The sequence below is a fragment of the Campylobacter concisus genome, assembly GCF_003048675.2.
Classification (GTDB): domain Bacteria; phylum Campylobacterota; class Campylobacteria; order Campylobacterales; family Campylobacteraceae; genus Campylobacter_A; species Campylobacter_A concisus_F.
The window spans coordinates 1,617,385-1,631,144 of record NZ_CP060707.1 but is presented as its reverse complement, the minus strand read 5'-3'; the positions used below and the strand labels follow the sequence as shown (position 1 = coordinate 1,631,144).

General features: G+C 36.4%; 10 protein-coding genes and 1 tRNA gene. 3 read left to right on the top strand and 8 right to left on the bottom strand.

Annotated elements, in window-relative coordinates; genetic code table 11:
- Positions 1 to 66 precede the first annotated feature (66 nt).
- Both CVT00_RS08165 and CVT00_RS10255 read left to right on the top strand, forming a co-directional pair.
- The gene (locus CVT00_RS08165; RefSeq protein WP_230853742.1) at positions 67 to 1,068 is read left to right on the top strand and encodes a Cj0814 family flagellar-dependent secreted protein; all 1,002 of its coding nucleotides are present in this window, start codon (positions 67 to 69) and stop codon (positions 1,066 to 1,068) included.
- 332 nt (positions 1,069 to 1,400) lie between these two features.
- Positions 1,401 to 1,883: a hypothetical protein gene (locus tag CVT00_RS10255; RefSeq protein WP_230853741.1), complete on the top strand. Its 483-nt coding sequence runs from the start codon at positions 1,401 to 1,403 to the stop codon at positions 1,881 to 1,883.
- A gap of 63 nt (positions 1,884 to 1,946) precedes the next feature.
- Here the strand turns inward: CVT00_RS10255 and CVT00_RS08155 are convergent, their stop codons facing one another.
- The 6 genes from CVT00_RS08155 to yedE form a co-directional block, all read right to left on the bottom strand.
- Positions 1,947 to 2,735, bottom strand: a complete 789-nt coding sequence (locus CVT00_RS08155; RefSeq protein WP_107914734.1) for a cell surface protein — start codon at positions 2,733 to 2,735, stop codon at positions 1,947 to 1,949.
- A gap of 12 nt (positions 2,736 to 2,747) precedes the next feature.
- Positions 2,748 to 3,914: a Cj0814 family flagellar-dependent secreted protein gene (locus CVT00_RS08150; protein WP_107914732.1), complete on the bottom strand. Its 1,167-nt coding sequence runs from the start codon at positions 3,912 to 3,914 to the stop codon at positions 2,748 to 2,750.
- A gap of 90 nt (positions 3,915 to 4,004) precedes the next feature.
- Positions 4,005 to 5,759 (bottom strand): response regulator, encoded by a 1,755-nt coding sequence (locus CVT00_RS08145; protein ID WP_107914730.1) that lies wholly within the window; start codon positions 5,757 to 5,759, stop codon positions 4,005 to 4,007.
- Between the two features lie 105 nt (positions 5,760 to 5,864).
- Positions 5,865 to 7,016: a Cj0814 family flagellar-dependent secreted protein gene (locus CVT00_RS08140; protein ID WP_107914728.1), complete on the bottom strand. Its 1,152-nt coding sequence runs from the start codon at positions 7,014 to 7,016 to the stop codon at positions 5,865 to 5,867.
- Between the two features lie 267 nt (positions 7,017 to 7,283).
- Positions 7,284 to 7,360 (bottom strand) — tRNA-Met (locus CVT00_RS08135).
- 117 nt (positions 7,361 to 7,477) lie between these two features.
- Entirely contained in the window at positions 7,478 to 8,536 is a 1,059-nt protein-coding gene (yedE, locus tag CVT00_RS08130; RefSeq protein WP_107914726.1) for a YedE family putative selenium transporter, read from the bottom strand.
- A 136-nt stretch (positions 8,537 to 8,672) separates the two neighbouring features.
- On the opposite strand from yedE, the gene CVT00_RS08125 reads away from it, so the two are divergent.
- Positions 8,673 to 9,872, top strand: a complete 1,200-nt coding sequence (locus CVT00_RS08125) for a molybdopterin molybdotransferase MoeA (RefSeq protein WP_103569732.1) — start codon at positions 8,673 to 8,675, stop codon at positions 9,870 to 9,872.
- An 8-nt stretch (positions 9,873 to 9,880) separates the two neighbouring features.
- Here the strand turns inward: CVT00_RS08125 and CVT00_RS08120 are convergent, their stop codons facing one another.
- The gene (locus CVT00_RS08120) at positions 9,881 to 13,117 is read right to left on the bottom strand and encodes an Mbeg1-like protein (protein WP_196376852.1); all 3,237 of its coding nucleotides are present in this window, start codon (positions 13,115 to 13,117) and stop codon (positions 9,881 to 9,883) included.
- Positions 13,118 to 13,753 (bottom strand): tRNA 2-selenouridine synthase, encoded by a 636-nt coding sequence (locus CVT00_RS08115; RefSeq protein WP_107914718.1) that lies wholly within the window; start codon positions 13,751 to 13,753, stop codon positions 13,118 to 13,120. It abuts the gene before it with no gap.
- Positions 13,754 to 13,760 lie beyond the last annotated feature (7 nt).

Here is a 13,760-nt window from a genome sequence, read left to right as displayed (position 1 = left end):
CCTTTCTCTTAGTTTCTTAAATAAAAAAGAATTAAGAAGTACATATTTCACTAATATAGTGATTAAGTGTTCTCCTTAATTCTATTACTCCAAGAACCAGCTAAATTTACTTATACCACTTCTTCACAAAATAGCCTTATCTCTTTAAATTTTAATGAGCTTCAAGCTTATGGCTACACAGTAGATAAGGCTGGCTTTATGGGAGCTGATTTTAATAAAGCAGCCAGCTTACCGCAGGACTTTAAAATCCACAAAAGCACACTTGATGAGCTTAGTAGATTTGCCGAGCGCAACCATGTGTTAAACCGCATCAAGAGCAAAGACGAGCAGATAAAGATCTTTGATAATATCGATATGGCCGACACCATAAAGCACTACTACAGACTATTTGATCAAATGACATCTGCTTTAGGTGATGATAAAAAGAGCTACACCCTTGCAGATATAGGCAAACTACCAAAAGGCTACAGCACAAAAGGCACTCGCTATGATGCCAAAGGACACCTACTAAAAGATCTATCAAACTCTACTATCTCAAACATCTACTCTAGCACTGATGAGCTAAATAGCGCTAAGTCTCTAAGTAAAGAGCTTTCAAGTGCAGGAGTTAGGCTCATAGTAAAAGAGGTTGATTTTACGATGAGCGAAGCAGGTGATGAGTTTAGCTTTAACCCTGATATGTCTGTATATCAAGCAGATGAAGGCTACAGCAAAGAGGCTCTTTTCATGGGATTTTTGCGTAGTTCTAGACCACTACCAAGTGATAGTGCAAAGACTAAGTTTAGCAGTGCTGCCTTAAATGATATCTCAAGCACTGGAGAGCATAAAGAGTATTTTGTGGATTTTGAAAAAGTGGGTAAAGATAGTGAGAGCATAAAAGCGCTCATCAAAGAAAGACTTAAAGAGCTAACGCTTTTAATGTATGCAAGATCAAAGAACACTAGCGCAGAGAGTGTCACTTCAAACGAATATGAGAAATTTAAGCCAACTAGCGAGGATATAAATTCTCTAGCAAATTCTTGGAGTGAGAGGATAAGCTCTATCAGTAATACTTTTGTGTATGGATAAGTCATATATAAACTAAATCGCTAAAAGGTCGATTTAGTTATTGATTATACTCTAGCCCATAAAAGCATTAAACCCAAGTAGGTTGAATTTATATTCTTTAGCTGAATGTGTGTTAGTGTATAAAACAGCATTGCTGGATAGGTGGTAGCAAGATGCTCTAATGCAAATTAATACCATAAAAAAGAATTAAAACCTACGAAAGAGATGCTGGAATATCTAAATAAAGCGAGACCTTAACAATGCTTAATAATATAACCTATTCGCCAAATCTAAATAACAATTCACTATTTGAAGGAAAAGAATTTGCGAGTAGAGTTAATTATAAGAAAGTGATGGGTAATAGCACAAACTTTACTGGAGCTTTTAAATCCTACAATGATGATAAACAAACCATCTGGGGCAAAACGTCAGATAATGATCTAGAAGGACAAAAGATACGTCGAACTTTAGAAAGATTTGGTGTGTCTTTTAGTAATGAGGGTCGTGAGCTTCTCGAGTCGTCTAATATAAGTGTAGATGAATTTATTGAGAGATATTCTAAATTTATAAATAGGAGTATGCCACAAGAGGTTGGTGACTATGGGCTAATGGATCAAAAAAACGATCATGAAGAACAAAACAATCAAACTGACACGCAAAAACAAGAAGCCTTTAAACCTATGCAAGTAACTAAGAAATTTAAAACTTATGATATGCAAGCCGATGAGAAATTTAAAGAATTTTACAAATTTATAAAAACTGAATTCGATAATGGCGAAAGCATATTTGAAATTTTAGAAAAAGTCGCAAATAAAAAAGTGGATAAAACCGTATAAAAGGACTAAATTTAGAGCAATCATTGCTTTCTACAATAAAACAAAGTAGCTATTTTTTATTCATCAAGCCATCTTATTTAAAATTTGCTTCTTATCTATCTTTTGCATAAGCTCTAAGACGTCTATGCCTCTTTTTTCTTTGAAATTTAAAAGCTCTCTTGCATAGAGAAATTTTTGATCCTTGTTTATATCATAGGTCTCATACTTCTTTTTAATCTGCATAGGTTTAAATTTCTTCTCGCTTTGCTCTTTGGCTAAATTTGCATTGTATTCTTGTTCTTCTTTGTGTAGTTTTGCTAGAAATTCTTTATGCTCTTTTGTAGTTTTTTCTACATCTTCTCTATAAAGCTTCTTAAACTCTTCTATACTTAGATCTGCTCTAGCAAACAATCTAGCACCATCATTACTCATCATTGTGTCTTCAGAAAATGATTTCATAAAATCTTCTAGTTCAGCCTCTTGTTCTGCTGTGCCGATACCGACCATCAGTCCAGAAATTGTTGGTTTGCCATCAACAGAGTTGGTAAGCAACCAGTCCATGTGAGATTGTAATACATTGATCTCAAATTCCTCTAAGTTTTCTGGATATTTTGATAATAAAGCTCGCCTTTCATCAATGGTATAGCTATACTTTTTTGAAAGCATATTGTCTATCTTCTCTATGGTTTCTGTTATCCAGTTTTCACTACTTCTATCTTCTTTGATATACATTTCAACATTATCAATTATTAAATTTTGCATATATGAATCAATTAGAGCCTTTTCTTGCTCCTTTGACATTTTTGCATTTTCTTTTTGGATAGTGGTTGCTTGTATCGGTGTGTTGCTAGGTCCGTTTATGCTAGTTATCATTTTAACTCCCCCCTACACCTTTATATCAACATCTCTTTTTATACCAAGCATATCTACTAGGTATTTTCCAGCTGGATTTTCATTTAGCTCTTTTACTAAATTTAAAGGTGGCATGCTAAATTTTAAAAAGCTATCCATAAAGTCCTTGCTCTTTTTACCATCTTTGTCTATCTCGCCAAAGAGTAGCTTTAACATTTTTAGATTATGCTCCATCATCTTTTTAAATGATAGTTCGTCTTCTTCGTCTGAATACTTACCGACAAACCCAGTCGTAAGATCTACATAGACAAGGTCTCTTTTATACTTAACATACTCTTGCATATATGCAGGCATACCAGCTAGATCAGAGTCGCTTGCTTTATTGAAATTTGCTCCAAATTTCATCTCACCCATAAGCTCAAATAGCTCAAATGCTCTACTAAATTCTTTACTATCTACGCTCTTATCAAAGCCTTGCTTCTTTCCAAAAACGGTAGTTTCACCTTCTTTGACGTCAAGGTTGCTATTTATGACGGCTGCTAAAAGCCCGCCTCTAGTTATAGAGCCATCTTTATTAGTGTATTTCTCTCCATGCGGATCGATAAAAACACCACTGCCTACACTCTCTTTGCCGCCATTGTTATTGTTAAAGATATCTGTTGTTGGCTTTAGTGGCTGCCTGCCATCTCCACCATTAAAGCTTGGGTTGAAAAAAAGCGTGCTTATCATCTGCTTATTTGACTCTTTGCCGTTAAAATCAGCCGCAGCCGAGCCAAATTCATGAATGGAGTTATGGATTTTAGTTACTTGCATACTTTGGCGGTTATAAGAAAAGCCTTGAGGGAAATTTCTTATCTCGTCTAAGCTAAAGCTATCCTTTGAATTTAATGTATCTTCGCCAACTACTTGTGAGAGGATTTTGTAGGCATTGCCAGCAGTCTTTGCTATATCTATGCTTTTAAAGGTGCGACTAAAAAACGATGTCCCCTCTGCAACATTTACTAACGACTCCAGCGTGCTTGAGTGAATTTTATATTCGCTTGGTATGCCAGCTTGCTTGTTAAACTCATCTGTAAAGTAGCCATCTTTATCTACCTTGTAGCCTAAAACTAAAGAGCTGGTTTGGTTGGTGGCAACTTTGGTTGATACCTTTATGTTCTGCTCTAAATTCAAGGAGTAGCTACCAAGTGCGTTTATCATCTAATATCCTTTTAGCTTCATACCAAAGATATCGTCTTTTTTGTGAAAAGATTTATTTTACAAAGGTTTTTAGTTTGCATAAATTTACTCCTAAACTCTCGTATCTACCTTTTTATAAAGCCTATCTTTGCTAGATAGCTCTTTAAATTTTAGGTCGTTTTCAAGGTAGGTGATGTTGTAAATTTCTTTGGTGGTGATGCTTTTGCCGTTTTCAAGTCCGATCAGAAATTTACTTGTAAATTTATCAGAGAGGTTTTTAACTAGCTTTGCTCCAAGCTCTTTTAGGCTAGATATCTTCTCATCTTGCTTTATGCCTATATCTTTAAAGTCAAGTCTATTTAGCTCTACATCATTCATAGCTTTAGCATCTAAATTTATACTTGCTCTTTTGCTATCTTTGTCGTCTTTACTGATTAGCTTGCCAGTGTCGCTATAAATTTCTTTTACCTCTAGCTCTCTTCCGCTATCAAATTTAAGCGTGATCGTGCCATTTTTATTTAGCTTCATGGCTATTACGCTGTCTGCGTCCTTTAGAGCAGCTGCTGCCTTGCTCGTATCACTCTCAAAAGCATGCTTTACTCTTTCTAAATTTTCTAGGCTAAAATCAAGCCCAGTTGCTTTTTCAAACTCACTCTCCATAGCGATCATATAAGATGACTTTGTGGCTTTTAGCTTTGAGATGAGATCATCTGCGTCTTCTACATCATTTTCTTTTAAATTTTTGCTTATCCACTCTACATCTTTGCTGTGAGCGCTAGACTCTTTTTGGTAGTCGTTATAAAATTTCATAAAGCTATCTTTTTGATAGCCTGCGTATGAAAAGCTCTCATCTTGTTTAGATCCAGCAGGTTTTATGATAGGGTTAAACTCGCTAAGCCTTTTCTTGCCGTCAAAGCCAACTTTCTCATAGGCAAAGTTGTTTAAGCCACTCTCTTCGTTAAATATCTTATTATCCCTAAGATCTACCCAGCCATCTTGGTCTGCATGGTCTTTAAAAAATTTATTAGTCTCTTCTTTGCCTATCTTTTGGTAGCGATACTCGGCCGAAAATAGAGTATAAGGGTTTGAGTTGTTTAAACTAACTCTGTAATCAACTGTGTTTTTGCTAGCAAAGTCCATAGCCTCATGGCTTAAATTTCTAATATCTTTTTTAATAAAGTCGTTAAGGTTTATCTCGCTTACGACTTCGCTTAGTTTGAAAATTTTCTCATTTCCGTCTTTGTCGTAGCCTCTAACCTTTAGCTTATCAAAGTATTTATCACCAGAATTTATCACTCCGTCCTTGTTGCTATCAAAGTTAAATAAAAATCCATTTGCATCTAGCTTGCCTATGCCTAGTTTGTCGTTATCGTCATAAAGATCCAAAAAGACCTCCACATCACCCAGTGAGGTTTTTATCGTTTTTTCATAGGCATAGTCATTTAAATTTGTAAATTTAGTATCTGCTGCCGCAATGGGCTTAATGGGAGTTTTTGAATTTATAGATGAGAAATAGGTTCTAGTTTGATCCACTTTCCTTAGTGCTGAGGCATCTTCGCCAAAGAGATATTTGTTTTCAAAGTCCTTTTTGTCCCAGTTTCTCCGCTGGATATCCACGTAAGAAAAAGCATCGTTTGTCCCGCTATCTGCTTTAGCATACTCTGACTTTACGCCACTGGTGCTGGCATTTTGAATGATAGAGTAGGTGCTATTTGAGATGAGCTTAGTAGCGATGCCTTTAAGCTCAGACTTTAAATTTGTGTTGTCTAAAGTTTGCACTCTATCTACGCCAATAAGGACCCTTGAATAGATCATATCTTTGGGTAAATTTATATTTATGGGCTCTAAATTTGGTGATATCGTCATTTTAAATCCTTTTAAAATATATATCTTATATCGGCAAATATAAAAAATGTTTAGTAGTTTATAGTCTAAAAGGGCTTAGAGCGAATGCCTACTATGTTATATTTTTTAAAGCTCTCTTGTCTTCGTCCTCTCATCAAATTCTTTTAAAACGTCCATTATCTTACTTGCTAGCCCCTCAAGCGTTTGATCTTTTTTAAGCTCTAAATTTCTAAGCTTTAAAATCCTAGCTAGTATATCTTTTAGATCTTTCTTGCCAGATAGTATCTCATCATAATAAGCCTTTGGTATGCCTATCTCACTTCTATCTTGTTTTGTAAGTATGAGTGTGTCTCTATATACATTAAGAGCTTCGTCGGTTATCCTTGTTGTGCCACCTTGTAACACAAGACCTTGCTCGTTTTTTAAAAATGCCACAAAGATTTGCTCCTTTGTATAGCCTTGTTCGTTATCATATACAGACATATCAGGCTTGAAGTCATATCCAGCACTACTAACCCACATATAAGGGATAGTATGCTCAGTTGTCATTACTTCTGGAGAGAAGTCAAGGAAATTTCCATTAACCCTTATGTTTATATCTTTTAGATCATTCATTAGCTTACGTGCATCGTCTGCTTCTTGGGCTGTCCTAAAGACATGAGTTATCTTTTCATTGCTCCTATCAGTTAGCCCATCTATCTCATCACTTGACATCCTACCCATTAGATATTCGAAATGATCCATTTTTTTATCTTTTGAAAAGTAACCCTTTGGCATCTTTGCTAGATCTTCGTTTGAGTAAAATTCTTTACCCTTACTGATCACTCCAGCTGAAATTTGATCAAAAATTTTATAGTATTGCTTGATAGTATTTGCTAGATCGATATTTGCAAAGCTATCCTCTCCAAAGAGTTGGTTATCTTTCTTTGTTTCCATTGAAAAATTTATACTATTTGGATGTTTTTGATTGTGTAGCACTATCGCATCAAGTGTGCTTTTGTGAATTTTAAAGTCTTGTGGCAAGCCTGCAGCTTTGTTAAAGTCAGCTCCCATAAATCCTTTAGCATCTACACTATATCCATAACCCTCTTGTGAAGTAAATTTGGCCTGATAAAGAGAGTCGATACTACTAGATGAAACAAAGTCATTTTTAGGAATAGTGGTTTGGCTGATCGAATTTATATTTGGAGTGTTAGGCAAGAAATTTGCAAAGCCTTCGCTTTTTGTCTGTTTTTGGTAATGCTGTTTTGTTAAGATGGAGTTATAAGAGACTTTCATAGCTTACTCCTTGAAATTTAGCTTCAAAGAGTAAGCAAAAGTTGTGCCGAAAAATTTAAGCGAGATAAATTTATGTTTGCTCGCTTTGAAATAAAATTTTACCTATGGGCAAAAATAAAAGCAAATTTATAGAAAGCATCTTGTAAAATAAATCAATCCTGAAAAAATGTACCGCTTTTTATAAAAACTGTACCATACTTTTAGGAAATTTTAAAGAAAGGGAAACTGCAAAAAGGGCAGTTAAAGTATCGATAAGTAGGACATCTATGGTGTCACGGGGGAGACTTGAACTCCCGACCTCCGGCTTATGAGACCAGCGCTCTAACCAGCTGAGCTACCGTGACAACTTAAAACAAGTTTTGGATTATACAACCTAAGAACTTATTTTTAGCTAAAATTTATCTCACTCAAATTTTATAGATATAAAAAACAAATTTGACTGCAAAAGCAGCCAAATTTAGTTAAGCTTTTTTAGTGAAAAAGCCAACATAGATAGCGTAGATAAAGCCTATCACTACGGCATACGGGGCATAAGGTGTGATGCCAGCTCCTGAGCTTGCTAAGATAAAGTTATGACTTATCGCAGCTCCAGCTCCCATGCCTAAAACAAATACAGCTGAGCTTAAATTTCCAGCTCCCATCTGCACTAGGTGTTTGCCAGGGCAGCCGTAGCTTAGACTAAAGCAAAGGCCAGCGAGCGTCATGCCTAAGAAATTCCAAAGCATATCATTGTGAGCGATAGGTTGTCCTTCAAAGCCAAATTTGTATTGATTAAGCACTAAATTCGTTACGCTTGCGCAGACGATGATAGAGACTATGCCATAAAACATCGAAAAGTCACGCTCAAAAATTTTGCTGATAGCTCCCACTGAGCAAAATTTACTTCTTTGCATAAATGCGCCGATAATGATGGCACAAATAAGAGAGATAAATAAATTTGCATGCTGTGAGCCTGGACCTTTTTCTGAGCTAAATAATGCACCATTTTCGCCAAGTTTTAGACCAAAGATAAGTGCTAGTAAAAGCAAAATAGCAATGATCAGTGGCAAAAACCCGATAGCTTTTGCAGTGGTTTCATTTTCAGGCAAAACGTAGCCATTTTTCTTAAAAGCTCGTCCCACAAAGACGCCAGCAAACAAGCCAACAACGCCAGCGATGGCGGTCATATCTCCGCCTCCAAGACGTAAAAACGCTCTCCAAGGGCAGCCTAAAAATATGAGGCAGCCTATCATCGCAAACACGCCTAAGAAAAACCTAGAAAATGCCGCGCTACCAGATACTGGAGTGAAATTTCTGCTCCAAAGCATGCTAGCTAGAAAGCCTCCGATGATAAGCCCTAAAATTTCAGGCCTTAGATACTGCACGACTTTGGCCTGGTGAAAGCCAAGCGCACCCATGCTATCTCGTAAAAAGCAAGCCGCGCAAACGCCCATGTTTGCTGGGTTGCCAAAATGAACGAGCACTGGACCAAGTATGCCAAGGCTCGCACCTGCGATGATGTAAAGTAGTGTTTTGTTCATGTAAATTCCTGTGTAAGGGTAAAACCAGACTGGTTTCTTAAACGACATTTTAATAATCATTAAATAAAACAAAGATTAATTTTTTGTAAAACAGAAGTGGCTAAAATATGCAAAAATTTCATAAAAAGGACAAAAAATGAAAGATTTTATGAGCTATGCAGATAGCCTGAAAATTCTAAAAGATACGATAAATGCATGGGAGAAGGTTGAAAAAGTAGCCATCACAGATGCGCTTGATAGAAATATCGCCTATGATGTTACAGCCGCTGAAAACTACCCAGCAAAGCCAGTTTCGGCGATGGACGGCTACGCTTTTGCCTTTAAAGAGGGCCTAAGTGAGCTTGAGCTCATCACTGATCTACCAGCAGGTAGCGACAAAGGGCTACATGTAGAGGGTAGCAAATGCGTCAAAACCTTCACTGGATCGCTAATGAGCGAAGGTACTGACACTCTTGTGCCAGTTGAAAATGTCGAGGTTAGCGGCTCAAAAATAATCATCAAAAAGAGCGTGCCAAAGGGCTTTGCCGTGCGAGCAGTGGGTGAGAGCTACAAAAAAGGCGAAATTTTAATAAAAAAAGGCACACGTCTAACCTACGCTGAGATAGCACTTCTTGCTGAGCTTGGCGTCTTTCACGTAAGCGTTTTTATCCGCCCAAGAGTGGCGATACTAGCAACTGGCAGCGAGATAAAAGACCTTGGCGAACCGCTTGATAGTCCAGCACAAATTCACAGCTCAAACCACGTAGGCATCGCTATGCAGATACGCAAAATGGGCGCGGAGCCGATCCTTTGTGAGATCGTAAGAGATAAGGCCGAGCTTGTCGAAAAAGCGATCATAAATGCACTAAAATCAGCCGATATCTTGGTAACTACTGGTGGTATCAGCATGGGAGACTATGACTTTGTAAAGGGCGCTTTAAATGAAAACTTTAGTCTCATCATAGAGGGCGCTGCGATAAAACCAGGCCGCCACATCAGAGTGGCAAAATCAGGCGACAAATACATCTTTGCGCTACCTGGATTTCCTTACTCGGCGATGGTTATGTGCGTGCTTTACGTAAGAGTGCTTATAAACACTTGGTTTAGCCAAGAAGAGCCAAAGATCACAGCGATAATGGACGAAGACTACAAAAAACGCTCGCCATTTTTGGAATTTACAGCGGTAAATTTAGAAAACAGAGATGGCAAAATTTTCGTAAATTTAGACGGCAAAAAGCTAGGTAGCTCAGCGATCGTAAATAACCTAACAAACGAAGCTGCACTGCTTATCATCCCAAAAGAGACAGAATTTATCGCAAAAGGCGAAGTGGTAGAAGTTTTAAAGATGCCTTGCTAAGGGTAAATTTATAGCCCTTGAAGCACTACGACGTCGGTTATCTCGGCGTCTTTTTCTATCTTAGCGTCTAGCCCTTTGGCTATTTTTATAGTGATATCTTTTGTTTGATTTGGCGTTAGAAAGATCAAATTTCTAACGTCGTTTTCGTATTCGCTAAGTCTTTCGTAGTAGCCGTTTATGCCGTGCTTGCTCTTATACTCTGGCTTTATGAAATTTAGCCTAAAAACATCTGCGCCATACTTTAGCGAGTACTCTTTAAATTCATATTTTCTTTGGCTGGTAGTCTTAAAGTTTTCATTAAATAGCTTTAAAAGTGCCTTGTCGCTAACGTCTCTTGCGTCACTCTCTTTTAGCACGATCTCGTCAGCTCCGTTTGGCTCTTTGTACTCGGTGCCGTTTATGGAGTATATGGCGACGTGCATGTTATCTCTTTGCGATGCGGCACTTTTCATGAAAAATCTTAGCCTTGGATTTTGCGTGATCTGCACCTCTTTTGGGGCTACTTCATTGCCGTTTGCATCAACGTATTTCACCCCCTCAAATGTAAGTAAATTTGACTTTTTAGCTATGGATAGCGCGCAGCCTTTATCACTTAAGCAGTGATGAACTAGGTCTTGCATAAGAGCATGGTTGTCATTTACTCTTTTAGCACTTAGTGCGCTCTTTGGTACGTGTGCTACGCAGGTGCATGGCGAATTTGCCGAGCAGCCAACTATCGGCGAGCCTAAGAAGTCTTGACCCAGTATGAGCGGTATGCCATTAGATGTGATACTCCTGCCAGCTTTGCTTTTTAGCACCACTTGGCCACCATGCGGGCAAGTGATGATGTCGTCTTCTATGACTGGGTGAGCGGTGAAATTTGTAGCTACCGCACCAAGAGGCATGCTTTGATGATTTACCGCCTCTCTATCTTGTGCTTGCTTCTCTTTTTTCTCATCATTGTTAGCTCTTTTTAGCTTTACATCTAAGCTACCCCTATCTATATCATAGCCAAGCACTCTTATGCTAGTGTTTTTATTTGTGATATCAAGTGAGCCTTTAGAGCTTTCATCATCTCTTGGGCTAAAGTAGTAAAATGGCTTTTGATCTTCTTTGTTCTCAAAGAGATCATGCTCTTTTTCATCTTTGAAATTTGTAAAGCCAAATTTATAGTCTTTAGCTTCGTTTGCACCTTTTAGAAGTGTGGCGTTTAAGAAAAGATCGACCTTGTAGTTTTCTGGGTTTTCCACGCCAAATTTATCTCTTATCTTCTCATATATCTTCTCAATATCCACTATGTCTTTATCTTTTGTAAATATGGCTAAACTCTCTTTATCTTTATCTACATATACGCTAGAGCTAGCTGATAAAAAGCCAAATTTTATCTCGCCTCTATCTTTTACGTCGTATAAATTTATAGAGCCACTTTGCGTGCTGTTGTCAAATAAAAGAGAGTAGGTCTGCTCTGATTTTTTCATAAAGTATGCCTTCTCATCTTGCGATGAAAGCGACCTTGTGAAATTTGACGTATAGGTGTAGAGCTTGCTAGCATCAGCCTTGGTGGTGGTGACATCACTAGAACTCTCATCTACCACCTTGTACGTCCTGCACTTGTGCATAGCTCGTTTATCTTCTATCTTTTCACATCCACTTTCTTTAAATTTCTCAACTTCATCTTTGCTTATTATCTTTGTATATCGCTTCTCGTCGCTAAGCTTAAATATATCTTCTATTATTAAAGCTTCTTGCTCGTCTTTTAGGTAGTGATCTGTGCGTATATCTAAGTCATGCTTTATGTTATTTAACAGTATAAGTAGTAGCCAGTTTTTGTTTTTATTATATGTAATGGGTGAAATGGTGGCTTTATTGTCCATGTTGAAATTTACGCTATTGTATTGCATAGATAAATTTGCATCAAGATCAAATATAAGCTTATAGTTTTGCTCCATAAATTCATTTAGATATAAAAGCGTGCCTTTTAGGCTAACATTTTTTGTCTTTTCGTCATTATCTTTTTGCTCTAAAAGATATGAGAAAAAGTATAGTGTAGCAGCCGTATAGGTAAGAAAGTGTGAGCTTACACTCACATTTGTATTTAGTATCGCATCCACGTTGCCTATATTTATAAGCACTTCATTGCCATTTATATCAACTCCAAGGTCTTGTATAGCGTTTTCGTAGAGTTTATTGTTAAAGGCTAGGCTATCATTGTCTGTTTTCATGTGATATATGTTATTAACATTTAAAGGTGCTGGTAGATAGGTGTGGTCTTTATCCGCTAAGATCAAATTTTCTTTAAGCTTTTCATAGTAGGGAATATTCTTTTTGTTAAAAAGGTATAAGATCCCTTCTTTAATGGATCTTGCCGTAGCATCAACATGTGTAAATCCTACTCTAGTCGTCATATAATCTGTTAATATACCAGGTGAGTTAAAAGTGTAAATTTCATCTATATATTCAGCAAAGGTAAAAGCACATATCTGGGTTAGATATCCACCAAGCGAGTGACCGCAAATATTTATCTTTTCGCCTTCTTTTAAGATAGGTATAACATTATCTAAAAAGAAATTCATTAAGGAATTTACTTGTGTTGGTATCTCATTAGTTGTTAGCTCTATATCTGCAATTAAGTCCTCTGGGGTTATTTCAGTGCCTCTAAATGTTAATATCTTTTTATTATTATCCTTTGTATCTTCAAAGAGCGTGGCACTAAAACCTAGTATGTCATTTTTTTGATGTTTTAGAAGTTTAAATCTTGATGTGAAATTTTTGGTACGTTTGGAGAGATTTTTAACAGAATAAAAAATTGTTTGAAGTTTTGTATCTTCATCTACATAAATAAAGTTTTTAATATTGTTCGAGATTTTTCTATATTCAGGTTTTTCTTCTTTTTTATCTATCAGAACATTATTTTTATCTTGTGTAGCAAGTATTTCTGACTTACTAGGTAATTTAATGGTTAAATCCTGCATAAACCTAGCTTCTACACAAAGAGCATAAGCGGTAGGCTGTCCTATCTGACGACCGTTTTCTTTAGCTTTTTGGCTGATTTTCTCTAAAGTATGACCGTAATAAGTATAGTCTGCATAATCCCATCTAGGATTGGGCTTTTTTAAAATTCTCTCATTATGAAATTTATCCGAAAAACTCCAAATTTCATTTTCGTCTATATGTTCAAAAAACGCATAAGCAACATCAGCAATATCAGCATAGTCTTTTATCTTATTCACCATCTCTTTATTGGTTAAATTCTTTTGAGTATTCATTTATTTGTCCTTATCTTTATTGCTGACTTTTTGAAATTTATTGTTTATAAATTCAAATCTATTTCCGCCTTTGGCTAGTCCTATATCATCTTTTATAAATTTAATTCCACTTGCTTCATCGCCATATAATGTAAATGTTTTAATTCGATATAAATAACTTGCAGATGTTCTTATAGGCACGACTTTATCACCGTCTATATAAAAATAAGACATAGATAAATTTGGTGTATATTTTTCTAAATTTTCTTTTCCTATGTAATTTATAATTTTTTCAACATAATCACTAGGAATTTTTACTTCTTTGCCAGTCTCATTTTCATAATCAATCCATCTAAGGTAGTATCTTTTCCCATTAGATAGCGCTCTAGGTAATTTTTCATTCATAATAGCTTGATCGTTTAAGTCAAAATCTCTATTGTTGTTTTTAAAGAAATCATCAAGATATTTATCCCTCTCTTCTTCCCTCTTATCTATCTCTTTCTCTAGCTTCTCATCAAATACATAAACACCGCCATACTTTTTAGCAATGCTCTCTTGTTCGCTAGTTAGATCAGAAATTCTTATAAAGCCATTAAAATAAGCAAGTGGTAGAAGTATAAATAAGCAGATAAAAACTATAAATTTGACTTTTTTCATCATAAAA